This window comes from Ruegeria sp. HKCCA5491, from assembly GCF_013034565.1.
GTDB lineage: Bacteria > Pseudomonadota > Alphaproteobacteria > Rhodobacterales > Rhodobacteraceae > Ruegeria.
Window position 1 is genome coordinate 109,208 of sequence record NZ_WQGG01000003.1, and the last position, 25,805, is coordinate 135,012.

General features: G+C 57.9%; 25 protein-coding genes. 16 read left to right on the plus strand and 9 right to left on the minus strand.

Annotated features, from left to right (window positions below):
* Nucleotide 1: 1 nt before the first annotated feature.
* Complete coding sequence (gene rsmI / locus GOV88_RS06140; protein WP_171239863.1) at nt 2-859, minus strand: 16S rRNA (cytidine(1402)-2'-O)-methyltransferase; 858 nt, start codon at nt 857-859, stop codon at nt 2-4.
* Nucleotides 860-947: 88 nt separating this feature from the next.
* On the opposite strand from rsmI, the gene GOV88_RS06145 reads away from it, so the two are divergent.
* From GOV88_RS06145 to murJ, 3 genes are read left to right on the plus strand one after another with little or no spacing between them, the layout of a single operon-like run.
* Nucleotides 948-2,120 carry a penicillin-binding protein activator gene (locus GOV88_RS06145; protein ID WP_171211789.1) on the plus strand — a complete coding sequence of 391 codons (1,173 nt, stop codon included), beginning with the start codon at nt 948-950 and terminating at the stop codon, nt 2,118-2,120.
* Entirely contained in the window at nt 2,080-4,899 is a 2,820-nt protein-coding gene (locus GOV88_RS06150; protein ID WP_171239864.1) for a [protein-PII] uridylyltransferase, read from the plus strand. Before GOV88_RS06145 ends, GOV88_RS06150 begins: the two co-directional genes overlap by 41 nt.
* Complete coding sequence (murJ, locus tag GOV88_RS06155; protein WP_171239865.1) at nt 4,896-6,437, plus strand: murein biosynthesis integral membrane protein MurJ; 1,542 nt, start codon at nt 4,896-4,898, stop codon at nt 6,435-6,437. Before GOV88_RS06150 ends, murJ begins: the two co-directional genes overlap by 4 nt.
* Here the strand turns inward: murJ and GOV88_RS06160 are convergent, their stop codons facing one another.
* Nucleotides 6,438-7,124: a rhomboid family intramembrane serine protease gene (locus tag GOV88_RS06160; RefSeq protein ID WP_171239866.1), complete on the minus strand. Its 687-nt coding sequence runs from the start codon at nt 7,122-7,124 to the stop codon at nt 6,438-6,440. It lies immediately after the preceding gene.
* Between the two features lie 86 nt (nt 7,125-7,210).
* On the opposite strand from GOV88_RS06160, the gene trpS reads away from it, so the two are divergent.
* From trpS to GOV88_RS06225, 13 genes are all read left to right on the plus strand, one after another.
* Nucleotides 7,211-8,239 carry a tryptophan--tRNA ligase gene (trpS, locus tag GOV88_RS06165; protein ID WP_171239867.1) on the plus strand — a complete coding sequence of 343 codons (1,029 nt, stop codon included), beginning with the start codon at nt 7,211-7,213 and terminating at the stop codon, nt 8,237-8,239.
* A 59-nt stretch (nt 8,240-8,298) separates the two neighbouring features.
* Nucleotides 8,299-9,162 carry a branched-chain amino acid aminotransferase gene (locus tag GOV88_RS06170; protein ID WP_171239868.1) on the plus strand — a complete coding sequence of 288 codons (864 nt, stop codon included), beginning with the start codon at nt 8,299-8,301 and terminating at the stop codon, nt 9,160-9,162.
* A 60-nt stretch (nt 9,163-9,222) separates the two neighbouring features.
* Complete coding sequence (locus tag GOV88_RS06175; RefSeq protein WP_171122517.1) at nt 9,223-9,678, plus strand: universal stress protein; 456 nt, start codon at nt 9,223-9,225, stop codon at nt 9,676-9,678.
* 9 nt (nt 9,679-9,687) lie between these two features.
* Entirely contained in the window at nt 9,688-10,281 is a 594-nt protein-coding gene (locus tag GOV88_RS06180) for a 2-hydroxychromene-2-carboxylate isomerase (protein ID WP_171239869.1), read from the plus strand.
* A 69-nt stretch (nt 10,282-10,350) separates the two neighbouring features.
* Nucleotides 10,351-10,914, plus strand: coding sequence for a NifU family protein (locus GOV88_RS06185; protein ID WP_171239870.1), 564 nt, complete (start codon nt 10,351-10,353; stop codon nt 10,912-10,914).
* Complete coding sequence (tsaB, locus tag GOV88_RS06190; protein ID WP_171239871.1) at nt 10,904-11,491, plus strand: tRNA (adenosine(37)-N6)-threonylcarbamoyltransferase complex dimerization subunit type 1 TsaB; 588 nt, start codon at nt 10,904-10,906, stop codon at nt 11,489-11,491. Before GOV88_RS06185 ends, tsaB begins: the two co-directional genes overlap by 11 nt.
* Entirely contained in the window at nt 11,488-11,919 is a 432-nt protein-coding gene (locus tag GOV88_RS06195) for a GNAT family N-acetyltransferase (RefSeq protein ID WP_171239872.1), read from the plus strand. Before tsaB ends, GOV88_RS06195 begins: the two co-directional genes overlap by 4 nt.
* 141 nt (nt 11,920-12,060) lie before the next feature.
* Nucleotides 12,061-13,059, plus strand: coding sequence for a BMP family protein (locus GOV88_RS06200; RefSeq protein WP_171124465.1), 999 nt, complete (start codon nt 12,061-12,063; stop codon nt 13,057-13,059).
* 87 nt (nt 13,060-13,146) lie between these two features.
* A complete protein-coding gene (locus GOV88_RS06205) occupies nt 13,147-14,676 on the plus strand; it encodes an ABC transporter ATP-binding protein (RefSeq protein WP_171211780.1) in 1,530 nt (509 codons plus the stop codon).
* A 1-nt stretch (nt 14,677) separates the two neighbouring features.
* Nucleotides 14,678-15,772: an ABC transporter permease gene (locus GOV88_RS06210; RefSeq protein ID WP_171239873.1), complete on the plus strand. Its 1,095-nt coding sequence runs from the start codon at nt 14,678-14,680 to the stop codon at nt 15,770-15,772.
* Nucleotides 15,772-16,740, plus strand: coding sequence for an ABC transporter permease (locus GOV88_RS06215; protein WP_171122533.1), 969 nt, complete (start codon nt 15,772-15,774; stop codon nt 16,738-16,740). The genes GOV88_RS06210 and GOV88_RS06215 overlap by 1 nt, the downstream gene beginning before the upstream one ends.
* A 338-nt stretch (nt 16,741-17,078) precedes the next feature.
* Nucleotides 17,079-17,999 (plus strand): sulfite exporter TauE/SafE family protein, encoded by a 921-nt coding sequence (locus GOV88_RS06220; RefSeq protein ID WP_171124458.1) that lies wholly within the window; start codon nt 17,079-17,081, stop codon nt 17,997-17,999.
* A gap of 2 nt (nt 18,000-18,001) precedes the next feature.
* Nucleotides 18,002-18,769, plus strand: a complete 768-nt coding sequence (locus tag GOV88_RS06225; RefSeq protein WP_171122536.1) for a TIGR02186 family protein — start codon at nt 18,002-18,004, stop codon at nt 18,767-18,769.
* A 3-nt stretch (nt 18,770-18,772) separates the two neighbouring features.
* On the opposite strand, the gene GOV88_RS06230 is transcribed toward GOV88_RS06225, so the two are convergent.
* The 7 genes from GOV88_RS06230 to GOV88_RS06260 all read right to left on the minus strand — a co-directional run bounded on the left by GOV88_RS06230 (nt 18,773) and on the right by GOV88_RS06260 (nt 25,685).
* The gene (locus GOV88_RS06230; RefSeq protein ID WP_171239874.1) at nt 18,773-19,501 is read right to left on the minus strand and encodes an SDR family oxidoreductase; all 729 of its coding nucleotides are present in this window, start codon (nt 19,499-19,501) and stop codon (nt 18,773-18,775) included.
* Complete coding sequence (locus GOV88_RS06235) at nt 19,498-21,030, minus strand: ATP-dependent RecD-like DNA helicase (protein ID WP_171124454.1); 1,533 nt, start codon at nt 21,028-21,030, stop codon at nt 19,498-19,500. The genes GOV88_RS06230 and GOV88_RS06235 overlap by 4 nt, the downstream gene beginning before the upstream one ends.
* A 61-nt stretch (nt 21,031-21,091) precedes the next feature.
* Complete coding sequence (locus GOV88_RS06240; protein ID WP_171239875.1) at nt 21,092-21,730, minus strand: acyl-homoserine-lactone synthase; 639 nt, start codon at nt 21,728-21,730, stop codon at nt 21,092-21,094.
* Between the two features lie 84 nt (nt 21,731-21,814).
* Nucleotides 21,815-22,534 carry a LuxR family transcriptional regulator gene (locus tag GOV88_RS06245; protein ID WP_171239876.1) on the minus strand — a complete coding sequence of 240 codons (720 nt, stop codon included), beginning with the start codon at nt 22,532-22,534 and terminating at the stop codon, nt 21,815-21,817.
* Nucleotides 22,473-22,691 (minus strand): hypothetical protein, encoded by a 219-nt coding sequence (locus GOV88_RS06250; RefSeq protein WP_171239795.1) that lies wholly within the window; start codon nt 22,689-22,691, stop codon nt 22,473-22,475. Before GOV88_RS06250 ends, GOV88_RS06245 begins: the two co-directional genes overlap by 62 nt.
* 206 nt (nt 22,692-22,897) lie before the next feature.
* Nucleotides 22,898-24,184: a crotonyl-CoA carboxylase/reductase gene (gene ccrA, locus GOV88_RS06255; RefSeq protein WP_171122546.1), complete on the minus strand. Its 1,287-nt coding sequence runs from the start codon at nt 24,182-24,184 to the stop codon at nt 22,898-22,900.
* Nucleotides 24,185-24,320: 136 nt separating this feature from the next.
* Complete coding sequence (locus GOV88_RS06260) at nt 24,321-25,685, minus strand: 1-acyl-sn-glycerol-3-phosphate acyltransferase (RefSeq protein ID WP_171239877.1); 1,365 nt, start codon at nt 25,683-25,685, stop codon at nt 24,321-24,323.
* Between the last annotated feature and the right edge of the window lie 120 nt (nt 25,686-25,805).

Below are 25,805 nucleotides of genomic sequence, written 5' to 3' on the forward strand. Positions count from 1 at the left end.
TTCATCCCTTTCCCAGCTTCAATGCCTTCTGGTAGATCGGTCGGCGCGGCAACTTGTACATTTCAGATACAAGGTCAGCGGCATCGCGCACCGAATGCGTCTCCAAGGCACGTTTCAATGCCTCTTCTACGTCGGATTCGTTAACGGTTTCCGAATGCCCGCGATCCACCAGCAGAACAATTTCGCCTTTGACGGTTTGCCCCGCGATCTCGGTTGCAAGCGTGCCCAGCGTGCCGCGCCGAACCTCTTCGAATTTCTTAGTCAACTCGCGACACATTGCGGCCTGCCTATCCCCTCCCAGAACATGTGCCAGATCCGCCAAAGATGCGGCCACACGTTTTGGCGATTCGTAGAACACCAGCGTTCCGGGCACATCCCTCAGCGCTTCGATCCGTGTTCGGCGTGCACCCGACGCGTTCGGCAGAAACCCTGCGAAAAAGAACGCGTCTGTCGGCAGGCCTGCAAGGGTCAGGGCCATCAACGCAGCAGACGGACCCGGTGCACAAGTCACCATATGGCCGGCCTCAGCCGCCTGATTTCCCAGATCATAACCCGGATCGGCGATCAGCGGCATCCCGGCCTCGGACGCATAGACCACCGACTGACCGGCCTGCAGCGCGTCCAGTATCTTCCCCCGCGCACCTGCGCCGCTGTGATCGTGGTAGGCCAGTATCCGACGCCCGTCCAACGGAACTCCGTGGATCTCCATCAGCCGCCGCAGACTGCGCGTGTCCTCGGCCGCGATCATGTCTGCCGAAGCCAGCAGATCCAACGCCCTGAGCGTAATATCGCGCGCCGTTCCGATCGGAGTGGCAACAAAATACAGGCCGGCGCCCAATCTGACTTTTTGGTGATTCAAAGCTGGACCCTCACAGCGTGACGTTTATTATCGCGGCATAACAGACTTGCGGTACTCCAAGCCGCCGGGACAGGGAGTTTTCATTTAGATGTTTATCCATTGCAAGCCCGTTCGCAAACTGGCGAAAACCGCCGCCGTGCTGGCAACTGCCGCATTTCTGGCTGCCTGTGAGACAGGTAATCTGGGTGGTGGACCATCAATCAATACCTCCGCGCCTGTTCCTGTTGCCCTTCTGGTGCCCGCAGGTTCACCCCAGTCTGGTGACGCAGCATTGGCACGCAGCCTTGAAAACGCCGCGCGCCTTGCAATGGCTGACCTGCAAAACGTGACGATTGATCTGCGGGTCTACGATACACAAGGCAGTTCCAACACCGCCGCCGAGGTCGCACAGCGCGCTGTGGCAGACGGGGCGAAAATCATCCTTGGCCCCGTTTACGCGCAGGCGGCAAACTCTGCCGGGCTTGCTGTCCTAAACAATAACGTCAACGTGCTGTCTTTCTCGAACAATACCAGCATCGCGGGTGGAAATGTCTTTGTTCTGGGCCCGACGTTCCAGAATACGGCCAATCGCCTTGTGAACTTCGCCGGTACGCAGGGAAAAACCGGTGCCGTGATCGTCCACAGCAATGACGCCGCAGGTCAGCTTGGCCAGTCGGCGATCGCCAATGCGCTAAGCAGCAGCCGGGTTAACAACGCCGGTACGGTCGCATATGACCGCTCACAGCAAGGTGTCATCAACTCGGTACCCACGATCAAGGCCACGGTCGATGCGTCAGGCGCCGATTCCATCTTTTTGACCGCAACCACAGCGGGGGCATTGCCGCTGTATTCGCAATTGCTGCCCGAAGCTGGTGTTTCGCCTGCAACGACGCAGTTTATGGGTCTGACGCGCTGGGACATCCCCGCCCAGACGCTTGAGCTGCCGGGCGTGCAAGGCGGGTGGTTTGCGCTGCCCGATCCATCCAAGGCACAAGCCTATCGCCAGCGCTACAACAATACCTATGGCGAAGCGCCGCATCCGATCAGCGGCCTGGCCTATGACGGCATCGCGGCGATCGCTGCGTTGGTCAGCCAAGGTAAGTCGAATGCGCTGACAGCGTCGGCACTAACACAAAATGCCGGTTTCCAAGGTGTTGGCGGAATTTTCCGCCTACGCTCGGACGGTACGAACGAACGCGGTCTGGCTGTCGCCACGATCCAGAATAAACAGGTAGTAGTGATTGACTCCGCCCCACAAAGCTTCTCTGGCGCTGGCTTCTGATCGGCCCGCGCTGACCCTCGTTCCGCGCGGCGAACTGATATGCCCGGCTGATGACATATTCGACAGTAACTCTGTTATGGCGCAACTGTCGGAAGCCTTCAAAAAGACATCGGAAAACGCCGCACGGCGCAATGAAACCGTGCGAATACTGCGCGATGCCCAAAAAGCCGGACGTCAGGCCATTGCCGACGCATTTGCCAAACGTCCCTTCGATGCGCGTCCGCTCACCCGTTCTTATACCTACCTGACCGACGGTCTGGTCTGCACTGCCATGCAAGTGGCAAGCCTGGACCTGCATCCGCTGGCCACCCCGACGCAGGGTGAAAAGATTGCCGTACTGGCGGTGGGGGGATATGGGCGCGGTGAAATGGCCCCGGCATCAGACGTCGATCTTCTGTTCCTGACTCCCTACAAGATTACCGCCTGGGCCGAGAGCGTGATCGAGTCCATGCTCTATATCCTCTGGGACCTGCGGCTAAAGGTCGGGCACTCCTCACGCACCATCAAAGACTGCCTGCGGCTTGGCGGCGACGATTTCACGATTCGTACCGCGATGCTGGAACAGCGTTATCTGGCAGGTGACGAAACGCTTGCCGGCGATCTGACAAAACGGCTGCGCGAAGATCTATTCAAGGGCACCGAGCGTGCCTTCATCGAAGCCAAACTACAGGAACGTGACGAGCGACACATAAAGCAAGGCCAGCGCTACATGGTCGAGCCCAACGTGAAAGAAGGTAAAGGCGGGCTTCGGGATCTTCAGTCTTTGTATTGGATCGCCAAATACATCTACGGCGTACAGGATGTGGCCGAGTTGGTGCCCCTTGGTCTGTTCACGCCGGACGAATTCGCCACCTTTGTTCAGGCCGAGGATTTTCTGTGGGCAGTGCGTTCCCACCTGCATCTGGTGACGGGACGGGCCACTGAACAACTGACCTTCGATCTGCAGGTCGAAGTGGCCGATCGCATGGGGTACGAAGACAGGGCCGGACGCCGCGGCGTAGAAGTGTTCATGCAGCGCTATTTCCGCGAGGCCACGAAAGTCGGGGAACTGACGCGTATTTTCCTGACCAAACTGGAAGCAAGCCACATGAAAGGTGCGGCTTTGCTTGAACGTATTCTGCGTCGTCGCCCCCGGGTCAAACCCGGCTTTCGCGTCGTTCACGGTCGACTGAACGTCGCCGACCCGGATCAGTTCCTTGTCGACAAGCTGAACATGCTGCGCCTCTTTGAAGAGGGGTTGCGCACCGGAATGTTGATCCATCCCGACGCGATGCGACTGGTTACCGCGAACTTGCATCTGATCGACGAGGACATGCGCGAAAACAAGGAAGCCCAGCGCATTTTCCTTGATCTGATGCTGAAGCACGGAAACCCTGAACGGGCCTTGCGCCGAATGAACGAACTGGGGGTTCTGTCTGCTTTCCTGCCGGAATTCGAACACATCGTCGCAATGATGCAGTTCAACATGTATCACAGCTATACGGTGGATGAGCACACCATCCAGTGCATCGTAAACCTTGCCCAGATCGAGCGCGGTGAGTTGGTGGAATCCCTACCGCTGGCCTCGTCAATCCTGAAAGAGGGCATTAATCGCAAGGTCCTGTATGTGGCGCTGCTGTTGCATGACATTGCCAAGGGACGGCCCGAAGATCATTCTATCCTTGGCGCGCAGATTGCCCGCAAGGTCGCGCCCCGTTTGGGGCTGAACAAGAAGGATGCGGAAACCGTCGAATGGTTGGTGCGGTATCACCTGTTGATGTCCGACATGGCGCAAAAGCGCGATATTTCGGACCCGCGCACGGTAAGGGATTTTGCCAAGGCCGTGAAAACGGTTAAGCGGCTGGACCTGCTGACGGTTCTTACAGTCTGCGATATCCGCGGTGTGGGGCCGGATACCTGGAACAACTGGAAAGCAACTCTGCTGCGGGCCCTGCACGCCGAAACAAAGCGCGCACTTGAGACAGGAATGGAAGACCTTAACCGTGCCAATCGCGGTGCGGGTGCCAAGAAAGCGTTGCGCGCGAAACTGGCCGAATGGTCAAAGGGTGACCTGAAGACGGAAACTGCTCGGCACTATGACCCCTATTGGCAAGGTCTGCACCTTTCAACGCATGTCGAGTTCGCCGAGATGCTTAGGGACCTTGATCGCAACGGGGATTCAGGTGGGATGGAAATCCGCCTGCACCCGGACGAGGATCGTGATGCAACGCGTGCCTGTTTTGCCATGGGCGACCACCCGGGTATCTTTGCGCGAATTGCGGGGGCGCTGGCCTTGGTCGGAGCAAACGTGGTCGATGCACGCAGCTATACCACCAAGGACGGATATGTGACCGACGCGTTCTGGATTCAGGATGCCGAGGGACGCCCGTTCGAGTCCAGCCGACTGCCACGCCTGACGCAGATGATCCACAAAACGCTTAAGGGTGAAGTGGTCGCGCGCGATGCCCTGAAAACCCGCGACAAGATCAAGAAGCGTGAGCGCGCATTTAACGTGCCCACCCATATCATCTTCGACAATGACGGGTCCGAGATTTACACAATCATCGAAGTGGATACGCGCGACCGCCCCGGCCTACTGTATGATCTGGCCCGCACGCTGGCCGCCGCCAATGTCTATGTGGCAAACGCCGTGATCGCGACCTATGGCGAGCAGGTGGTCGATACCTTCTATGTCAAAGACATGTTCGGGCTGAAATACCACTCGGAAGGCAAACAGCGCACACTGGAGGCCAAGCTGCGCAAAGCCATCACCGAGGGCGCTAAGCGCGCAGCCTCATGAAGCAGATCCGGCTGTTTTCGGGCCTGTTCACGGTCGGGTTCTGGACCCTCACCAGTCGGATATTGGGATTTCTGCGTGAAATTCTGCTTACGGCCTATATCGGGCCGGGGCCAGTGATGGACGCGTTTGTCGCCGCATTTCGCCTGCCAAACATGTTCCGCCGATTTTTCGCCGAAGGTGCATTCAACGCCGCGTTTGTGCCGATGTTCTCGAAACGACTGGAGGGCGAAGAGGACGCGCAGGGCTTTGCACAGGATGCCTTCAACCTGCTTGCGGCGGCGGTGCTGGCACTGGTCGGGCTTGCAATGGTTTTCATGCCCGCTCTGGTCTGGGTAACGGCCGAAGGGTTTTACGGCGATGAACGGTTCGATCTGGCGGTCGACTACGGCTATGTGCTGTTCCCATACATCCTTTTCATGTCATTGGCCGCGTTGTTTTCGGGCGTTTTGAACGCTACAGGCCGGTTTGCGGCTGCTGCGGCCGCGCCGGTTCTTTTAAATGTCTTTGCCTGTGCCGCCCTGATCGCCGGGGCCACGTCCGGCGGGGAAGTGATCCGCTGGCTAATCGCCGTAATCCCGCTGGCCGGTATTGCGCAACTGGCGTTGGTCTGGGTCGCGACCGAGCGTGCCGGATTCCGCATTCGCCCCGGGCTACCAAAACTCAGCCCCGAGATGCGGCGGATGGTGCGCATCGCTGTTCCTGCGGCGCTCGCCATGGGGGTGACGCAGGTCAACCTTGTGGTGGGACAGCTTGTGGCGTCCAAGACGGAAAAGGCCGTTAGTTGGCTATTTGCAGCCGACCGCCTGTACCAGTTGCCCTTGGGCGTCGTCGGCATCGCTGTTGGCATTGTCCTGCTGCCTGACCTGTCACGACGCCTACGCGCCGATGACAAGGACGGCGCACGCAACGCGTTCTCGCGCGCGGGAGAGTTCACGCTGCTGCTGACGATCCCGTCGACCGTGGCTTTCGTGATCATTCCGAATCCGTTGGTTTCAGTCCTGTTTGAACGCGGTCAATTTAGCGCCGAAGACACGGCGGCGACGGCCCTTGCCGTCGCGATTTACGGAATTGGGCTGCCCGCCTTCATGCTGCAAAAGCTGCTGCAACCTTTGTTCTTTGCGCGCGAGGACACGCGGTCTCCCTTTCACTATGCGGTGGTCGCCATGATCATCAACGCTGGGCTGGCCTTTGGGCTGTATCCGGTGGTGGGATGGATTGCGCCTGCGATCGCGGCCTCGGTCGCAGGCTGGGCCATGGTCGGGCTGCTGATTATCGGGGCACGGCGCATGGGGGAAGAAGCCCGGTTTGACGACCGTTTCAAACATCGTGCGTGGCGCATCATGGCTGCGTCTGCCGGGATGGGCGTTGTGCTTTTCGCCGCCATTCACCTGATTGGCTGGGCGTTTCACGTACCCGGCTGGCGGTATCTTGCATTGATGCTGCTGATCTTGGTTGCCGCCGTCACGTATTTCTTTCTTGGTCACCTAATGGGCGCTTTCAAGGTGTCTGAGTTCAAGACAGCTTTGCGCCGGTCGTGATCAATCCCGCCGTATACGCCCCACGATCCGCGCCCAGCCACCCGGAGCCAGAAAGAACGACAGGCCAAAGCCGGTGGCAAACCCACCCAGATCAGCGACCCAATCCAGCGTTCCGCCAAATAGAAGGCCGAACAGCAACTGAATGCCCATCAACACCGCAATCAGGCTGAAGGCGCGCGACTGGTTCTCTCCGACCAGCGACAGCTTTCGCCACAAAATCCACGTGAACGCTCCAATCAGGCCGTAGACCGGGGGGAATCCTCCGACCAGCGGATATTGCGGATCAAGCGGCACGGCATAGATCAGTGCGCCGCCGATACCGGACAGCACAAAGATTACCAGCATCTGCACGCTGCCAAACACTTCGGCCACCATCTTTCCCATGGCCAACACAAAGACACAGACAAAGACGGCCTGGGTGAAATTGGCCGACACGAACGGATAGGTCACGAAACGGATCAGATGTTCGAAAGGCCACCGGCCATTCTCAACCATCCAGTCAAAGATTTCGGGCGAAAACGAATACTGCTGCAACGCGTCCAGCCGCCAGCCGATAGCAGACGGCCCTCCGACCAGCCCGCGTGAGCCCAGCATAAAGATCAGCTCGATCCCGAAGATGAACAGAACCAACGCCACCACAACGGGCGGCAGGGGGTTCACGGCTGGCGTATAATGCTCACTGCTCATTGGGCTGGCCTTTCGCGGCTGTTGACGTCCCTTGACCTCATGGGTAAGCGACGGGGGCTGATTTTTCCAGACGGGAGTTCCCTTCGATGACCGAAACCCAGTTCACACCGCGTGTGTTTTCCGGCATCCAGCCTTCGGGAAACCTGCACCTTGGTAACTATCTGGGTGCGCTCAAGCGTTTTGTGGATATGCAGGGCGAAGATTACGAGACCATCTATTGCATGGTCGACCTGCACGCGATCACCGTCTGGCAAGACCCCGCCCGTCTGCGTGAAAAAACCCGCGAGGTTTGCGCCGGTTTCATCGCCGCCGGGCTGGACCCCGAGAAATCTATCCTGTTCAACCAAAGTCAAGTGCCCGAGCACACGCAACTGGCGTGGATTTTCAACTGTATCGCTCGCATGGGCTGGATGCAGCGGATGACGCAGTTCAAGGACAAGGCGGGCAAGAACGCACAGAACGCTTCGCTTGGCCTGTTTGCTTATCCGGCGCTGATGGCGGCGGACATTCTGACTTACCACGCAACGCACGTGCCAGTGGGTGAGGATCAAAAGCAGCATCTGGAGCTGACCCGCGACATCGCGATCAAGTTCAACCATGACTATGGTGTCGAGTTCTTCCCAGTGACCGAGCCCGTGATCGGTGGCCCCGCGCCGCGCGTGATGAACCTGCGGGACGGGTCGCGTAAGATGTCGTCATCGGACCCGTCGGACATGACGCGGATCAACATGACTGATGACGCTGACGCCATTGCCAAGAAAATCCGCAAGGCCAAGACGGACCCGGATGCCCTGCCCTCAGAAGTTGAAGGCCTGTCGGAAAGACCCGAAGCGCGCAATCTGGTGAATATCTACGCGGCCCTCAGCGACCAAACCGCCGAGCAGGTTCTGGCCGAGGTTGGCGGCAAGCAGTTCGGAGAATTCAAGCCCATGCTGGCGGAATTGGCTGTGTCGAAACTGGCCCCGATCTCGTCCGAGATGGCGCGACTGATGGGTGAAGAGGCCGAGATTGATCGCATTTTGGCCAATGGCGCGGAAAAAGCACGCGCGATTGCCGCCCCGATCCTGCAGCAGACCTACGACATCGTGGGCATGGTCGGCGCAAAACAGGGCTGATTGCGCTGGACGTTGCCGTTGCGTCTTCCTAGGTTTGCCGCAAAGCTTGGGAGGGCGTCATGGCAGTCGGCAAAAACATCCGTACCTATTTCGAAGGTCAATGGCATGACGGGGACGCGCCGATCATGCGTGCGGCTGATCACGGTGCATGGCTGGGATCGTCAGTCTTTGACGGGGCGCGGTATTTCGATGGGCTGGCACCCGACCTTAAGGCCCATTGCGCCCGCGTGAACCGCTCGGCCGAGGCGCTGATGCTGACACCGACAGTGACGACAGATCAGATGGTCGAGATCGTGCGCGAAGGTCTTGAAAGCTATGCGCACGACTCTGCCGTTTATATCCGCCCGATGTACTGGGGCATCGACGGGGACGCGACCGCGATTGTGCCGCAGGAAAACAGCACCGGCTTTGCCATCTGTCTGGAAGAAATTCCGATGGCACCTGACACCGCCTCGGCCACGCTGGGATACACGCGCTTCCGCCGTCCGATTCTGGAATCAGCCGTTGTGAACGCCAAGGCGGGCTGCCTTTACCCGAACAATGCGCGGATGCTGCAAGAGGTCCGGTCCAAGGGCTTTGCAAATGCCCTGGTGGCTGACGCTCTTGGGCATGTAGCTGAAACCGCTACTGCTAATATCTTCATGGTTCGTGACGGCGAGGTCTTCACCCCCACCCCCAACGGCACTTTCCTTGCCGGTATCACGCGCGCGCGCCACATCGAAAACCTGCGTGCCGATGGTGTGACCGTGCACGAATCCGTCCTGACCTTTGATGATTTCCATAAGGCTGATGAAGTCTTCATGACCGGCAACATGAGCAAGATCACCCCGGTCACGGCGCTGGAGGATACGCAATATCAGGTCGGGCCCATCGCCCGACGTGCGCGCGAGCTGTATTGGGATTGGGCGGCCAGCACGCGTTAGGCATCGGTTGCCAGCGCGCATCAGGTCGGGCATGATCGCCCGAAATGAATGAGGAAACCCATGCGTAAGTTCCTGGTCGTATTGGATGACAGCCGCGAATGCCTGAACGCGATGCGGTTTGCAGCGATGCGTGCGGCCCATACGGGCGGCGGTGTGACGATCCTATCGGTCATTCCCCCTGATGAATTCAACCATTGGATCGGTGTGGCCGAAGTGATGCGCGAGGAAGCCCGCGAACGTATCCACGCCCATTACGAGGTATTCGCGAAGTGGATGCGCGACAAACAGGGTGTCGACCCGGAACTGGCCATTCGCGAAGGCGAACCGGTGGCGCAGATCATAGAACATGTACAGTCCGACCCCGAGATCGGCGTGCTGGTGCTGGGCGCTGGTGTCGAAAAGAAAGGCCCCGGGCCATTGGTAACTCAACTCACCAAGAATTCTGGCAGCATGCCCATTCCGATCACGATTGTTCCCGGCGATCTAAGCAAGGAAAAGCTGGAAGAAATCACCTGAGGCCTAACCATGCCGCATAGCATTCAGTTCTGGTTCGAATACGCTTCGACCTATTCTTACCTCAGTGCGATGCGTGTCGAGGACGTCGCGACCAGCCACGGGGTCACTGTCGAATGGCAGCCTTTTCTGCTGGGGCCAATTTTCGCGTCGCAGGGTTGGGATAATTCTCCGTTCAACCTGTACCCGGCCAAGGGCCGCTACATGTGGCGCGACATGGAACGACTGACGGCGCAGCGAAACTTGCCCTTCCAAAAACCCAATCCATTTCCACAAAACGGCTTGAAGGCGGCGCGGCTTACGTTGGCCATCGAAGATCACGCGCAAAGAGCCGCGTTCAGCCGCGCAGTTTATTCGGCAGAGTTTGCAAACGGGCAAAACATCGCGGACGACGCTGTATTGCGCGCATGCCTTGCCGAAGCCGGATTATCGCAGGACCTGCTTGACAAGACGCAGGACCCCGCGGTCAAGGCCGCGCTTATAACACAGACAAAAACAGCGCAGGATAATGGGCTGTTTGGTGCCCCCAGCTTTCTGGTGGGCGGGGAACTGTTTTGGGGGGATGATCGGTTGGAGGATGCGGTCAGGTTTGCCACCACAATTTAGAACGGTTCCAAATCTTGACTTCCTGCGCGCGGACCCGCATATCATGAGCAACGAAAACGGAGCCGCGCCATGTTCATCCAGACCGAATCCACGCCGAACCCTGCAACGCTGAAATTCCTGCCCGGCCAAACCGTGCTGGAGGTTGGCACCGCAGACTTTCCAACAGCGGAAGCGGCAGAAAAATCGCCTCTGGCGAGCCGTATCTTTACCGTTGATGGCGTGACTGGCGTTTTCTTTGGCAACGATTTCGTGACCGTCACCAAATCGGCTGACGTGCAGTGGGACCATATCAAACCGGCCATTCTTGGCACGGTCATGCAGCACTATCAATCCGGCCAACCGGTCATGGTGTCGGACGCGACCACAGCTTCTGGCCATGCAGAACACACCGGTGAAGATGCTGAGGTTGTGAACCAGATAAAAGACCTTCTGGACAGCCGCGTTCGGCCTGCCGTGGCGCAAGATGGGGGCGACATTACCTTCCACGGATTTGACCGGGGCGTGGTCTATCTGCACATGCAGGGTGCCTGCGCGGGCTGCCCTTCCTCGACCCTGACGTTAAAAATGGGGATCGAGAACCTTCTGCGCCACTACATTCCCGAAGTGACCGAGGTTCGCCCAGTTGCCGTCTGAACCGGTTATTCTGGCTTTCGACACATCGGCCGCGCATTGCGCGGCCGCTTTGTTGCAGGGCGACCACATTGTCACGTCAAAGGTCGAAGCCATGACCCGCGGTCAGGCCGAACGCCTTATGCCATTACTGGAAGAGGTTCTTGCAGAAGCTGGGCGCACATGGGGTGATCTGTCCGCGATTGGCGTCGGGATCGGGCCGGGCAATTTCACTGGTATTCGGATTTCAGTTTCCGCTGCGCGCGGATTGGCCCTTGGTCTTGGGGTTCCTGCAGTTGGTGTGTCGGGCTTCGAGGCACTATGTGCGGATTTTCAGGACAGAATTCCGGCAATCCGCGCGCCGCGAGAACAGGTATATATCTCGACCCCGGAAACCGGTCCCACAATACAAACTCTGGAATCCGCAGAATCACTTGGCCCGCTGGTCTTCAATGATGACGCCGATCAACAGGTCCGGGCCATCGCACGCATCGCGACGCATCGGTGGCGAACTGTGACTGAACCTCCGGCACCTCTTTACATAAGGTCGGCCGATGCCGCCCCTTCACGGGACGTTCCACCGGCATTGCTGGACGAATGACACCGGAAGAGCTGGCCGAAACTCATGCGGCGGCGTTCACGCAATCCCGCCCGTGGACGGCTGCCGAATTTGCCGATCTGCTGTCAAACCGGTTCACGCATGTCGTTGGAAATTCAAAATCTTTCGCTCTGTTTCAGGTGATCGCGGACGAAGCGGAATTGATCACCATTGCAACGCACCCCACACTTCAGCGTCAGGGGCTGGCAAAACTGCGTATGAACGAATGGCACACCAAAGCCAAAAATTTAGGCGCATCCCGTTCGTTTCTGGAAGTGGCCAAGAACAACTCTCCTGCGATCGCTCTTTATGAGCAGATCGGATACCGCCCCTGCGGGTTGCGCAAAGGGTATTACCAGCAGGAAAACAATAATAAAATTGATGCCGTTGTCATGGAATTCACCCTGACCCGACATCAGGCAGCGAATTAATTCGACCAGATGGTCAAAAATCTGTTGACCACGGCTGTTGCAAACGTCCTTAATTCCCGCCATCACAAGAGTTATGCTCGCTCATAGTGGGTAAACGGGGCTATTTTGGCTCCGACCGACAATAACAAACGGGAGTATGAAATGAGCCTGATGAAATCCTTGATGGGCGCTGCCGCCGCCGTCGCTCTGACTGCGGGTGCCGCATTGGCCGAACCGGCCCTGATCTTTGACCTGGGTGGCAAGTTCGACAAGTCGTTCAACGAAGCCGCACATAACGGCGCACAGCGTTGGGCCAACAAGACCGGCGGCACATACCGCGAGATTGAGCTTCAGTCCGAAGCGCAGCGCGAACAGGCCCTGCGCCGCTTTGCCGAAGCAGGCGCGAACCCGATCATCACCATGGGCTTTGCGATGGCCGACCCGCTTGCCGCCGTTGCAGGTGACTATCCGGACACCAAGTTCGTCGCTGTTGACGTGAACTGGCTGGATGCACCGAATATTCGTCAGGTCAGCTTTGCCGAGCATGAAGGCTCTTATCTGGTTGGCATGATGGCGGCCATGGCGTCTGAATCCGGGACTGTTGGTTTCATCGGTGGCATGGATATCCCGCTGATCCGTCACTTTGGCTGCGGCTACGCGCAAGGTGCCAAGGCAGTGAATCCTGATATCGAAGTGGTTGCCAACATGACCGGCACCACCCCTGCCGCATGGAACGACCCGGTGAAGGGCTCGGAACTGACCAAGGCGCAGATCAGCCAGGGTGCTGACGTGATCTATGCAGCCGCAGGCGGCACCGGCGTGGGTGTTCTGCAAACCGCTGCCGACGAAGGCATCCTGTCGATCGGCGTTGACAGCAACCAGAACCACCTGCACCCGGGCAAGGTTCTAACTTCGATGCTGAAACGTGTGGACGTTGCGGTTTATGACGCAATGACCGCAGGCGAAAACGTCGAAACCGGCGTGTTCACCATGGGTCTTGCCGAAGACGGTGTTGGCGTTGCCATGGACGACAACAACAAGGAACTGGTCTCGGCACAGATGGCCGATGCTGTCGAAGCCGCGCGCAAGGGCATCATTGATGGCGACATCAATGTGGTTGCGTACTACGAGAACGACACCTGCCCGGCACTGCAGTTCTGATATCGCGCGAGGCGGGGGCTGACCTCCGCCTTGCACCCATTTTGCCGCGTTGTGCATCGCGGTCGTTCGGCAACCCAAGGACAAGACATGACCGTCCCCGCCATTGAGCTCAAAGGGATTTCCAAAGCCTTTGGGCCGGTTCAGGCCAATAAAGACATCTCGATCAGCGTTGCCCCCGGTACGATCCATGGGATCATCGGTGAAAACGGTGCGGGCAAATCCACGCTGATGAGCATCCTCTACGGCTTTTACAAAGCCGATAAGGGCGAGATCTGGATCAACGGTACCAAAACCGACATCCCAGACAGTCAGGCAGCGATCGCAGCCGGCATCGGGATGGTGTTCCAGCATTTCAAGCTGGTGGAAAACTTCACCGTTCTGGAAAACATCGTTCTGGGCGCCGAAGACGGCGGGCTGTTGGCCCCGTCGCTGTCAAAGGCGCGTAAGGAACTGAAAGCGCTTGAAGAAGAGTATGAACTATTCGTGGACCCTGACAAACGCATCGACGAGATCGGTGTGGGGATGCAGCAGCGTGTGGAAATCCTTAAGGCGCTGTATCGTCGGGCTGAAATTCTGATCCTGGATGAGCCTACGGGTGTGTTGACGCCGGCCGAAGCGGATCAATTGTTCCGCATTCTGGACCGCCTGCGTGCCGAGGGTAAAACCATTATCCTGATCACCCACAAGCTGCGCGAGATTATGGAGGCCACAGACACCGTTTCCGTGATGCGGCGCGGCCAGATGACGGCAACCGTCAAAACGGCCGAGACCAACCCACAGGAACTGGCCGAGCTGATGGTGGGCCGCAAGGTCCTGTTGCAGGTCGACAAGGTGCCCGCTCAACCGGGCAAACCCATTCTGGAAATCGAAAACCTGCGGGTCGTCGATGAGGCCGGTGTCGAACGCGTCAAGGGCATTGACCTGACCGTACGCGCAGGCGAGATCGTGGGCATCGCGGGTGTCGCCGGAAATGGCCAGTCCGAGTTGCTGGAGGTATTGGGCGGAATGCGCCCCGGCCTTGGTTCGATCAAGCTGAATGGCTCTCCTCTGGCGCTGAGTGGTGCTGGATCGGACGGGCAGGCCCGGCGCGCCCAACACATCGCCCATGTGCCCGAGGACCGTCAGCGCGAAGGTCTGATCATGGACTTCCACGCGTGGGAAAACGTGGCGTTCGGCTATCACCGGGACCCGGCGTATAAGCGCGGCATCTTCATGGATAACGCCGCCCTGCGCGCAGACACCGAGCGTAAGATCGAAAAATTTGACGTCCGGCCGCCAGATGGGTGGCTGGCCGCCAAGAATTTTTCGGGTGGTAACCAGCAAAAGATCGTCGTGGCACGCGAAATCGAGCGCAACCCCGACCTGTTGCTGGTCGGTCAGCCCACGCGCGGCGTGGATATCGGCGCGATCGAGTTCATTCACAAACAGATTGTCGCCCTGCGTGATCAAGGAAAAGCAATCCTGCTGGTTTCTGTCGAACTGGAAGAGATATTCTCGCTGTCCGACCGGATCGCTGTGATGTTCGACGGACATATCATGGGTGAGCGTCTGCCCCATGAAACGGACGAAAAAGAACTGGGCCTGCTGATGGCCGGTGTTGCGGGAGAGGCCGCGTAATATGGATAAAATGCCCAAATGGGCCGACGTCATCCTGATCCCGCTGATCAGTCTGATATTGGCCGCAATCCTGTCGGCGCTGGTCATCCTCGCCATCGGAGAAAACCCTCTCGAGGCTGTAAACCTGATGGTCACCGGCGCGCTGGGGTCCACCTATGGCTGGGGCTACACCCTGTATTACGCGACCAACTTCATGTTCACCGGGTTGGCGGTGGCTGTCGCCTTTCACGCCCGGATGTTCAATATCGGCGGCGAAGGACAGGCCATGTTGGGCGGGCTGGGTGTTGCCATGGTCTGTCTGTATATTGACTGGCCACATTGGAGCATCGCGTTGCTGGCCGCATGTGTCGGCTCGGCGCTGTTTGGCGCGATGTGGGCTGCAATTCCGGCCTATCTGCAGGCAAAGCGTGGCAGCCATATCGTGATCACCACGATCATGTTCAATTTCATAGCCGCTGCGTTTCTGAACTATATGCTGGTCAACGTGATGCGTCCGCAGGGCTCGCAAGACCCCGCGACGGCACGCTTCCCCGAAACTGTGCATCTTCCGACGTTCCAGTCGATGTTCTCGACCGCCGAGAATGCCCTGTTCCGCGGCGCGCCTGCGAATATCTCGTTCTTTGTGGCTTTGCTGGCCTGTGTCGTGGTCTGGGCGCTGATCTGGCGCACTCGGCTGGGATACGAAATCCGCGCCTACGGCCATTCCGAAACCGGTGCTGTTTATGCCGGGATTTCACCCGTGCGTATCACCATCATCGCGATGCTGATTTCGGGCGCGCTGGCCGGCATGATGGCCATCAACAACGTAATGGGCGAGGCTGAACGGCTGGTTCTGAACTCGACCGAGGGCGCAGGCTTCATCGGGATCGCTGTGGCTCTGATGGGTCGATCTCATCCGTTTGGCGTGTTCCTTGCCGCGCTCCTGTTCGGCTTTCTGTATCAGGGCGGCGCGGAACTGGCGTTGTGGACCTCGATCCCGCGTGAGCTGATTGTGGTCATTCAGGCCCTTGTGATCCTGTTCACCGGAGCACTGGACAACATGGTTCGGGTGCCGCTTGAAAAGCTGTTCCTCAGCCTGCGGAAAGGAGCACAGTGATGGAGTTCTTTGTAACGCTCATCCAGGTCCTTGATTCCACCATCCGTCTGGCGACTCCCTTGCTGCTGGCATGTCTGGCAGGGCTTTATTCAGAGCGGGCGGGTATTTTTGACATCGGTCTGGAAGGCAAGATGCTGATGGCGGCCTTCTTCTCGGCTGCGGTGGCTGCTGTGACCGGTTCGGTCTGGCTGGGCCTTCTGGCAGGTATCGGGGCTTCGCTGATCCTGTCGGCGCTGCACGGCGTGGCATCTATCACGTTCCGGGGCAATCAGCTTATTTCGGGGGTCGCCATCAACTTTCTGGCGTCGGGGCTGACTGTCCTAATCGCTCAAAGCTGGTTTCAGCAGGGCGGCCGCACCCCGTCGCTGTTTGGCGGCGGCCGTTTTGAGCCGATCAATTTCCCCTTCGCAGACGCCCTGAGCGGCGTTCCCATTATCGGACCTATCTATTCCGAATTGCTGTCGGGGCACTCCATTCTTGTCTACGTGGCGTTCCTGTTGGTTCCTGCGACATGGTGGATTCTGTATCGCACCCGCTTTGGCCTGCGCCTGCGCGCTGTGGGTGAAAATCCTGCAGCGGTGGATACGGCCGGCGTTTCCGTTGTTGGCCTTCGGTTCGCAGCCGTCGCGATCTGCGGCGTTTTGTGTGGTATTGCCGGAGCGTATCTGGCCACCGCCCTACAGGCCGGGTTCGTCAAAGAGATGACAGCCGGGCGCGGCTTTATCGCACTGGCTGCGTTGATCTTTGCAAAATGGCGCCCGTGGCACGCGATGTGGGCCTGCCTGTTGTTCGGCCTGCTGCAGGCCGTGGCGTTGCGGTTCCAGAATATCGACCTTGGCGGTGTTGTCATTCCGGTTCAGGTCATGGACGCCCTGCCCTATATCCTGACCGTAGTCATTCTGGCCGGGTTTGTGGGCAAAGCAATCCCACCGCGCGCAGGTGGCGAGCCTTATGTGAAAGAGCGCTGATAAGTCCAGATATGGACATGTTTCAGTCCTGTTCGCTGCAGAGCGGCATGCAGAGTTGATTTTGCATGCCGCAAAGGTTCTAAAGAGGTATGCGCGTGTTTCCTGTGATATCCGACCTCGAACAAAGACCCACCGGGGATCCGGGCGCACTGGAACACAATTGGGAAGCGGCGGCATCTCAATTCCCTTTGCTCAACCCGGGTGTTTTGATCGGACGGATCACAGCCGGGTCGCCAAGCTTTTTCACTGCCTCCGAACGCGCTAATGCGCAACCACGTCACTTTTTGCCGGACCGTATCGCAGCGTGCGATGCATCCAGCCTCAACCGTTAAATAGTCATGCAGATTTATCTACCAATCGCCGAAGTCTCTGTGAACGCCTTTCTGTTGCTGGGGCTGGGCGGGATGGTTGGCATCCTGTCGGGCATGTTTGGTGTCGGCGGCGGCTTTCTAATGACGCCGCTGTTGTTTTTTATCGGTATTCCCCCGGCCGTGGCCGTGGCGACCGAAGCCAACCAGATCGTCGCCTCTTCGTTTTCCGGCGTTCTGGCGCATTTCCGACGACGAACTGTCGACTTCAAAATGGGCACGGTCCTTCTGACAGGGGGGTTGATCGGTGCGGCGCTTGGGGTAGTCGTCTTTAACTATCTCAAAAGTCTGGGCCAGGTCGATCTGCTGGTAACGCTGTGCTATGTCGTCTTTCTTGGGGTCGTGGGCAGCCTGATGTTCGTCGAGAGCCTGAACGCATTGCGCAAATCAAAGAAGGGCGGCGGTGCCCCTGCCCCCCGGCGGCAGCGCGGCTGGGTTCACGCGATGCCGTTCAAGATGCGTTTCCGCACCTCGGGCCTGTATATCTCGGTCATCCCGCCTATGCTGGTCGGCCTTTGCGTCGGCGTTCTGTCCGCGATCATGGGAGTTGGCGGCGGATTTATCATGGTTCCTGCAATGATCTATCTGCTGGGGATGCCCACAAAGGTCGTTGTCGGAACTTCGCTATTCCAGATCATCTTTGTGACTGGCTTTACCACAATGCTACATGCGACCACCAACTATACGGTGGATATCGTACTGGCCGTCCTGCTTTTGGTCGGCGGGGTTGTCGGCGCGCAGATCGGAACAGTGATCGGATCACGGATGCCCGCGGAACAGTTGCGCGTACTTCTGGCGGCGTTGGTTTTGGTTGTTTGCGGCAAACTGGCCCTGGACTTGCTGATCGAACCCTCCGAGCTTTACTCGCTTGGCACGGAAGGGGGGCACTGATCATGCTGAAACGCTTGATCCTGCTTTTTGCGTTATGCGTCACCCCTGCCCTTGCCGAGGATGAGCAGGTCGTGCTTGGCCTTAGTCATGACCGCGTGGCCATCACTGCCACATTCGATGGTTCTGAAATCCTGATCTTTGGCGCGGTCAAGCGTGAAACTCCCATCCCCTCGGGCCCACCGCTGGAGGTCATTGTGGCCGTTGCTGGCCCCTCGAGCCCTGTCATGGTTAGACGCAAGGAACGCAAGCTGGGGATTTGGGTAAATACCGACAGCGTCCTGGTGGACCTTGCGCCCAGCTTTTATGCCGTTGCGACCAGTTCACCGCTGGATGACATTCTGTCGGATACCGAGGATCTGCGGTACAGAATTTCAATTGAACGCGCCATCCGTTCCGTTGGTGCAGCGATGCATATCCGAAGCGCACAGGACTTTGCCGATGCCGTCGTCCGCATTCGCGAAGATGAAGGGCTTTACTCGATCCGTGAAGATACAGTGGCCGTGGACGAACAAACCCTGTTTCGAACCTCGATCGCCATGCCCGCCGACTTGACCGAAGGCGACTATACCGCGCGCATTTTCCTTACCCGGGACGGCAGCGTGATTTCACAGTTCGAAACCACGATCGACGTTCGCAAAGTCGGTCTGGAGCGGTTCCTTTACAACATGTCCCGTCAGCAACCGGTTTGGTACGGGCTGATGTCTCTGGTAATAGCCATTGCTGCGGGCTGGGGCGCGTCAACCGCTTTCCGTTTACTGCGCGAGAACTAAAGGCTACCCGCGACCGATATAGGGCATGGTTGTCGCCATCACGGTCATGAACTGGACATTGGCCTCAGCCGGCAAGGACGCCATGTGAAGCACGGACTGGGCCGCATCCTTAACCGCCATGGTTGGATCGGGCTGCTCACCCGCCGCAATCGCATTGTCGACCAATCCCTGAACCATCTGCGTCCGCGCGTTGCCGATATCAATCTGGCCGCAGGCAATCCCGAAGTCGCGCCCATCCAAGGACAGACTACGGGTCAAACCGGTGATTGCATGTTTCGTCGCTGAATAGTGGACCGAGTTCGGGCGCGGCACATGCGCTGCAATCGAACCGTTATTGATGATCCGCCCACCCTGCGGGGATTGGTGCCGCATGATCCGAAACGCTTCGCGTGCTGACAGGAACATCCCATTCAGGTTGACGTTAACGCTTTGGTACCAATCCTCCAGCGCGATTTCGTCAATCGTGCCGCCGGGTGCAAAAATTCCCGCGTTGTTGAACAGCACATCCAATCGTCCGGCCTTGTCCAGAAAGCTGTTGAACGCGCCCGAGACCGCCTCGGGCTCTGTCACATCCGCCGGCAAGGGAACAGCGTTAGATCGGCCACTGGACATCGCCGCCAAAGTGTCCGCGCTGCGCGCCAAAAGCCCAACGGTCCATCCCTCATCCAGAAAAAGCTCGGCCGTCGCGCGCCCAATGCCCGCGCTGGCCCCAGTGACTATGATCGTCTTCATGTTTCTTCTGCCTCCAACGTCAGCGAGGCCGCCGGATGCGCACGCAGATCATCCACCAGCAGCGGGTGGGTGGGTTTGGCCAAGCGGTTGCGCACTACCCAGATCAACCTCTCTTGCGCGCGGGTGATGGCCACATAGGCCAACCGCTTCCACAACGGCTGCCCGGCCTCTGTCCGGCCCATCCGGGCGGCTGCATAAATGTCCGGGGCAAAGACCTGAACCGTGTCCCACTGCGACCCCTGCGCCTTGTGGATCGTCACGGCGGCCCCATGCAGAAAGGTTGCGCCCATTCGCGCGGCATAGGGGATAAAGGGCTCTTCCTCATCCGGCATCTCAATTTTCACAATCGACGCAGCGCTGACCTGCGGGTCTTCGGCCCCCATGACGTGCAACCGGGAAAACCCCGGTTTACGTCCCGGCCCCAGATAGATGACCTGAGCACCCTTGATCAGCCCGCGCGCCTCAAGGTCCAGACGCTTTTTGCGATGTTTCAAGGGCAGCTCAATCCCATCGCAAATCAACGGCTCACCCTCCAACAACTCGGTGTCGGGGGCGCCGTGGACGTGCCGGAACGCCTGAATCAGACGGATACGCGTCGCATTGCGCCAGACGAGAACGGGGCTGCGAGCCATCAGATCAACTTCGACTCTTTGTCCCCAGACTACACGCTCATCCTTTTGGGCGGTCTGTTCGACCAGCCGTTCGAAATCTTCGAAACCCATCTGCGGGTCTGCCAGCGCATGAGCGAGGTCCAGAATAGGGTTATCCGCAGTCTGTCTGTGTACCCGGTGCAAAATCTGCTTACGTGGCTCGGGCAATGCGTCAAACACCATGCTGCCGGATTGATTGACCGGGGCCAACTGGGCGGGGTCGCCAAAAAGCAACAGCGTTGGGAAAATCTCTTGCAAATCCTCGAACTGGCGATCATCCAGCATCGAGGCCTCGTCCACGAACCCGATATCAAGAGGTTCATCCCGACGTTTCCAACCCGTTATGAAATCGGACCCGCGCAACCCCGCGGCTGCCAAAGCGCCGGGGATGGATTTGTTGTTCTGGTAGAACGCAGCCGCGCGGTCCAGCGCTTCGTCCGTCAGCCCTTCGATCTCGGGCTGCTCATCGTTGCCCGCCAGCCATTCGGCGATGCGTTCGTATTCCGGGTCATATACTGGCGTATAAAGGATACGATGGATCGTTGTCGCGGGCACCCCGCGCAGGCGCAACACACTTGCTGCCTTGTTGGTCGGCGCAAGGATGGCCAAGCTGCGCTTTTCGCGGGCCTTGCGGCTTTCGAAATCGCCCGAGACAACCTGAACGCCCGTTTCTGCAAGGGCCTTGTAAAGCTCGGCCAGCAAAAGGGTCTTCCCGGATCCCGCCTTACCGATAACCGCCATGACACCGGATTTCCCGTTGCCCGGAAGCTTCAGCAGGGCGTCGTCATCCAGATCAACTCCGGCGGATTTGAGCATCTCGGCAATGCTGTCATAGGCGGCGGCCTGATCATCAGAGAAGGTCACGGGGGGCAAAGACATGGCGCGACCCTACAGGGCCACGCCAGCTATCACCAGATACGGAATTACGTTTTCGCGTGCTTCAGGCTGACAAGGAAAATCGGTGTTGCCGCCCGGTCCCGAACGCGGTCTTGAACCACAGCCGAGACAATTCCCGCGGGATACCCGCGCGCTCTGCAACCCGATAGCAGTCTTCAGCCGAATAGGGCCAAAGCCCCACGGAAATCTGGTCACGGCCTTTACCTTCGGAGCCTAAAACGTTCGGCGATGACCCGATAAGGCGATAGATCCGAATCATCCGCGCATCAAAAACACCCGCGATGTGAGTCAGGCCGAACCCTTCCATGATTTCACCCCCGCTCAACATGATTGCCCCAGCGGTATGAGGGCTAGCCGTGCGAGACAGGCAAAAGCGAGTCACCTCCCAGATCACGGGGCTGTTGATCGGCTCACCCCCTGTCAGATGTCCGAAAACCTCATTCACCATGACGCGGCCCGTTGTCGGCAGAACCCGCATGGACCCGCCATGGCTGCCGTCCTCCTCCTCCCAGATGACATAGAGCGGGTTCAGATCATCGTATTGATCCCGCTCCTCTCCGTTTTCATTGACGTAAACATCCCAGCCCAGCAGGGTTTTGAACTGATCCGCGCGATCGCGGAACATTCCGTCGGCCAGCTTCGGAAACTTGTGCAATTCATCTGCGAACAAATAGCGCAACATGACTTTTTCCCCTTGTCGTCCTGTGCAGGAACGAAGGGGGGTACAAAGTCGTAGTTAATTTCCCGTTCGAGGAGCGCCCGACCGTTAAACCACTATTAATCCTCGGCTGAGTGCGGTGGCGATGGCGTGGGTGGTGTTCTGCGCCCCAAGCTTGGCACGGGCGCTTTCGATGTAAACACGTAGCGTATGCTCTGAGATTGACAGGGAATGGGCCACCTGCGCCCGGTTATAGCCCAACGCCAGCAATGTCATGGCATCCACTTCTCTTGGAGACAGCCCGCGGGTCGCGTCCGGCTGCCTGTCACTTTCAAACTCCAGCGCCTTGCGATTGAAAAAATGAGCAATCAGGATCAATTCGCGCCCATGGGTTTCCATGAAGCTTTTCCAGGTGTCATCCTCACAAGAGTGATTTACCGTAAACAGGGCGAATTGCCCGTTCGGGACACGGATCGGGATTGAATAACCCTGATTACCTACCCCATGTTCCAGTGCATCTTTATAGAAGTTTTTTGCGACCTTTCTCGACCAATCCAATGTCTTCCAGTCAACAGGATGGAATCTTTGGAAACACCCCAAAATCACAGGGTCAATTCGGTGGTAGTTTTTCTCTCGGTATCTTTCGGCCCACCGATCAGGATACGTAGTATAGCCGTATTGATCACCGGCCCCGTCAACCCAATGGTAAATGATATGTTCGATCTGCAGCCTGTCGCGAAGCCGAACGGCGACATCGCCAAGTTCGTCAAGCGTGCTGGTGTTTTCCAAGTCCTCCAGAACTTGACTCAAATCGAGTTGTATTCCCATCCGCGGGTGCCCGTGCCTCGTTGCTTGCGGACGCAATCTCGGCTGTGGCGATCAGTTTGGTGTCATCCAACTGTTCGGCAAGCGCGGTCAGACCGTTCTCAACCGCAAAGGCGTTGAGGTCCGACAGAACGTCCAGTATCCACTCATTTCTCGCCATCTAGGGTCGCTCCGAAAGGGTTAACGAAAGGTTAACACAACTATAGCATGCGGGATGTTTTTTGCCCTATTCACCGGTTTCTACTCCCCCAAAATAGGGGGCAACGCTTCGGTAACTTATTGAAACAAAAAGATATGGATGAAATAGAAAACGCCCGCGAACCGAAACATCGATTCGCGGGCGAAACTATTTAGGATTCAGCCGGTTTAGCTGCGTGCGTCCAGAACCTCTTCCAGTGTACGCATTCCTGTCCGCGGCGCCTGAACCAGAACCGACATGTTGCCTGGCTTGTGCTCGTTCCGCATCATCTTCATGTGCGCTTCGGGCAGTTCATTCCACGAGAACACTTCGGACATGCACGGATCCAGACGACGCTCGACCATCAACTGGTTTGCGGCTGACGCCTGTTTCAGGTGAGCAAAGTGCGAACCTTGCAGACGCTTCTGGTGCATCCACATGTAACGCACATCGAAGGTCAGGTTATAGCCGGTGGTCCCGGCGCAGATCACAACCATGCCGCCCTTTTTCACCACGAAGGTCGACACCGGGAATGTGCTTTCACCGGGGTGTTCGAAGACCATGTCGACGTTCACACCCTTGCCGGTGATGTCCCAGATCGCCTTGCCGAATTTGCGGGCTTCTTTGAACCACTCGGCATATTCCGGTGTGTTCACCGTGGGCAGTTGACCCCAGCAGTTGAAATCCTTGCGGTTCAGAACGCCCTTGGCACCAAGGCCCATCACAAAGTCACGCTTACTTTCGTCCGAGATCACACCGATCGCGTTTGCACCAGCGGTGTTGATCAACTGGATAGCATATGACCCCAGACCGCCCGAAGCACCCCAGACCAGTACGTTCTGGCCGGGCTTCAGGTCATGCGGCTCGTGTCCGAACAGCATCCGGTAAGCAGTTGCCAACGTCAGCGTGTAACAGGCGCTTTCTTCCCAGGTCAGGTGCTTGGGGCGCGGCATCAACTGCTGTGCCTGCACGTTGGTGAACTGAGCAAACGATCCGTCGGGCGTCTCATAGCCCCAAATCCGCTGGCTGTCCGAATACATCGGATCACCACCGTTACACGCTTCGTCGTCACCATCATCCTGGTTGCAGTGGATCACGACCTCGTCGCCCACTTTCCAGCGCTTAACCTTGTCACCGACGGCCCACACGATGCCCGATGCATCGGAACCCGCGATATGGAAAGGCTGGCCGTGGCCGTCAAACGGGCTGATCGGCTTACCCAGCGACGCCCAGACGCCGTTATAGTTCACACCGGCGGCCATAACCAGAACCAGCACCTCGTGGCTGTCCAGCTTGGGAACATCGACCACTTCAAGCTGCATTGCCGTGTCCGGCTCACCATGGCGTTCTTTGCGGATCGCCCATGCATACATTTTCTTTGGAACAAATCCCATCGGAGGGATTTCGCCCATCTCATAGAGGTCTTTTTCCGGCGCGTCGTAGGACGCGATACCGCTTTCGGTGTCCAGAGCCATGTTGGCCTCCTATTATTTCAACCCTTCGCCGCGATGCAGAATCGCAGCATTAACAGATGAGATATTGGGCATTGAGCAACATTGCAATAGAATTTGCACCTATTTTGTAATTTTATGACCCAGCAGATGCAGAAATTTACTTTGCTTCCGCAGCATTCATGCCTTCGACATCTATGGGCGCGGACGCCGCGTAATAGCTCAACAGGTCAACCCTTTGGCCGGATTGAGATATTTTCCCGTCCACCTGTTTCAGAATCCGCCGCTGCACGAGTTGATCCAAAGCCTGTGTGATTGCTGTGTCCTCGGGGCCTACCAAAGTTCCGTCACGTCGCATGAGTTCAGACACGAAGATACGCACGTCATCTTCCAGCAATTCCCCGCGTTCTTGAATCAGTTTGCAGATGGCAGGCAAGGGAACCAAAGGAATCGCGTCGCGGATTTGGCCCATCAAGGCGCGGGCAAGATCTGTCATGACATCCCGGTCGTGATCTGATCGGAAGTCCTGCAAAGAAATTGGCTGACCATACCGGACCGAGGCCAAGCCAAATCGCGTGTATCGCCCGATCAGCTTTCGCCCAATCTGTTTCATGATCCAACCGGTGATCACCCCGATCCGGGCGCGAAAGCGCCGATCACTTCCGAGGGCCGCTTTGGTCAGGATCGTATCCTCCAACACCCGGTCATAATTCAGAGCCACTGGAACAAAGACGACGTCTTGCCCGTCTGGGCTGGTGCCATCCAGAATATATTTCAAAAGCCCCAGCTTCGGACGCCCCAATGCTCCGGTCAGGCTTAGCCCCCCCTCTGGGAACATGGCCTGTGTCACCCCGGCTTCGGTTGCATGTCGCACGTAGCAGGCCAGCACCTGACGATAGAGTTCACTGCCCGATCTGCGCCGAATAAAATAAGCCCCCATCGCCCGAATCAACCGGCTAAGAGGCCAGACCCGCGCCCACTCACCGACGGCATATGACAGTGCAGAGTGCTGAGCCGCTAGGTAGGTCACCAGAACATAGTCCATATTGCTTCGGTGATTCATCACGAACACAACGGTCGCGTCTGGATCAATGTTCTTGATGGCCTCTTCGTCCTGATAGCTAAGGCGCACATCATAGAATGCGTTGCTCAGCATCCGCGCCAATCTGATCGCAAAGCTGAAATAGGCAACTGCGGAAAAGGATGGCACGATCTCACGCGCATATTTTCGCGCCTGCTCGAACGCGACCGCCTCGGGGACACCTGTTTCGCGTGAATGATCCTGCACCGCCTGCCCCACCTGAGGATCGTAGATCAGGCGCTGAATCATGTCATGACGTTCAGCCAGCTTGAACGGTTGGATCGGTCGTTGAAGCCGTTCGTTCAGGCGTTTGACCGCGCGCTCCAGTCGACGTCGAAAGAACCACCTCACCGATGGGAACAGGAAATGCGATGCCAACGTGACCGCGGCAAACACCAGGATCAGCAAAAAAAGCCAAAGCGGAAGCTCAACGGTCTGAGTCATGCGCGCACCCTGCCAGCAAACGTTGCGTCCTACAATCAGAACAAGCCAGAATGCCGCGTCGCAGCGAATTGACATATCCCGAAAATTGCGCTTTAGAACCCATGGACGTAATTTTCTTAC

Excerpts from the sequence above, each read along its gene's own strand:
- GOV88_RS06210 (WP_171239873.1), top strand. The coding sequence starts at position 14,678 with ATGGATAAAATGCCCAAATGGGCCGACGTCATCCTGATCCCGCTGATC.
- GOV88_RS06180 (WP_171239869.1), top strand. The coding sequence starts at position 9,688 with ATGCCGCATAGCATTCAGTTCTGGTTCGAATACGCTTCGACCTATTCT.
- GOV88_RS06240 (WP_171239875.1), bottom strand. The coding sequence starts at position 21,730 with ATGTTGCGCTATTTGTTCGCAGATGAATTGCACAAGTTTCCGAAGCTG.
- ccrA (WP_171122546.1), bottom strand. The coding sequence starts at position 24,184 with ATGGCTCTGGACACCGAAAGCGGTATCGCGTCCTACGACGCGCCGGAA.
- GOV88_RS06205 (WP_171211780.1), top strand. The coding sequence starts at position 13,147 with ATGACCGTCCCCGCCATTGAGCTCAAAGGGATTTCCAAAGCCTTTGGG.
- GOV88_RS06215 (WP_171122533.1), top strand. The coding sequence starts at position 15,772 with ATGGAGTTCTTTGTAACGCTCATCCAGGTCCTTGATTCCACCATCCGT.
- GOV88_RS06200 (WP_171124465.1), top strand. The coding sequence starts at position 12,061 with ATGAGCCTGATGAAATCCTTGATGGGCGCTGCCGCCGCCGTCGCTCTG.
- GOV88_RS06245 (WP_171239876.1), bottom strand. The coding sequence starts at position 22,534 with ATGGGAATACAACTCGATTTGAGTCAAGTTCTGGAGGACTTGGAAAAC.
- GOV88_RS06145 (WP_171211789.1), top strand. The coding sequence starts at position 948 with ATGTTTATCCATTGCAAGCCCGTTCGCAAACTGGCGAAAACCGCCGCC.
- GOV88_RS06170 (WP_171239868.1), top strand. The coding sequence starts at position 8,299 with ATGGCAGTCGGCAAAAACATCCGTACCTATTTCGAAGGTCAATGGCAT.
- GOV88_RS06230 (WP_171239874.1), bottom strand. The coding sequence starts at position 19,501 with ATGAAGACGATCATAGTCACTGGGGCCAGCGCGGGCATTGGGCGCGCG.
- trpS (WP_171239867.1), top strand. The coding sequence starts at position 7,211 with ATGACCGAAACCCAGTTCACACCGCGTGTGTTTTCCGGCATCCAGCCT.
- GOV88_RS06225 (WP_171122536.1), top strand. The coding sequence starts at position 18,002 with ATGCTGAAACGCTTGATCCTGCTTTTTGCGTTATGCGTCACCCCTGCC.
- GOV88_RS06250 (WP_171239795.1), bottom strand. The coding sequence starts at position 22,691 with ATGGCGAGAAATGAGTGGATACTGGACGTTCTGTCGGACCTCAACGCC.
- GOV88_RS06195 (WP_171239872.1), top strand. The coding sequence starts at position 11,488 with ATGACACCGGAAGAGCTGGCCGAAACTCATGCGGCGGCGTTCACGCAA.
- GOV88_RS06175 (WP_171122517.1), top strand. The coding sequence starts at position 9,223 with ATGCGTAAGTTCCTGGTCGTATTGGATGACAGCCGCGAATGCCTGAAC.
- GOV88_RS06260 (WP_171239877.1), bottom strand. The coding sequence starts at position 25,685 with ATGACTCAGACCGTTGAGCTTCCGCTTTGGCTTTTTTTGCTGATCCTG.
- GOV88_RS06160 (WP_171239866.1), bottom strand. The coding sequence starts at position 7,124 with ATGAGCAGTGAGCATTATACGCCAGCCGTGAACCCCCTGCCGCCCGTT.
- murJ (WP_171239865.1), top strand. The coding sequence starts at position 4,896 with ATGAAGCAGATCCGGCTGTTTTCGGGCCTGTTCACGGTCGGGTTCTGG.
- GOV88_RS06185 (WP_171239870.1), top strand. The coding sequence starts at position 10,351 with ATGTTCATCCAGACCGAATCCACGCCGAACCCTGCAACGCTGAAATTC.
- GOV88_RS06235 (WP_171124454.1), bottom strand. The coding sequence starts at position 21,030 with ATGTCTTTGCCCCCCGTGACCTTCTCTGATGATCAGGCCGCCGCCTAT.
- GOV88_RS06220 (WP_171124458.1), top strand. The coding sequence starts at position 17,079 with ATGCAGATTTATCTACCAATCGCCGAAGTCTCTGTGAACGCCTTTCTG.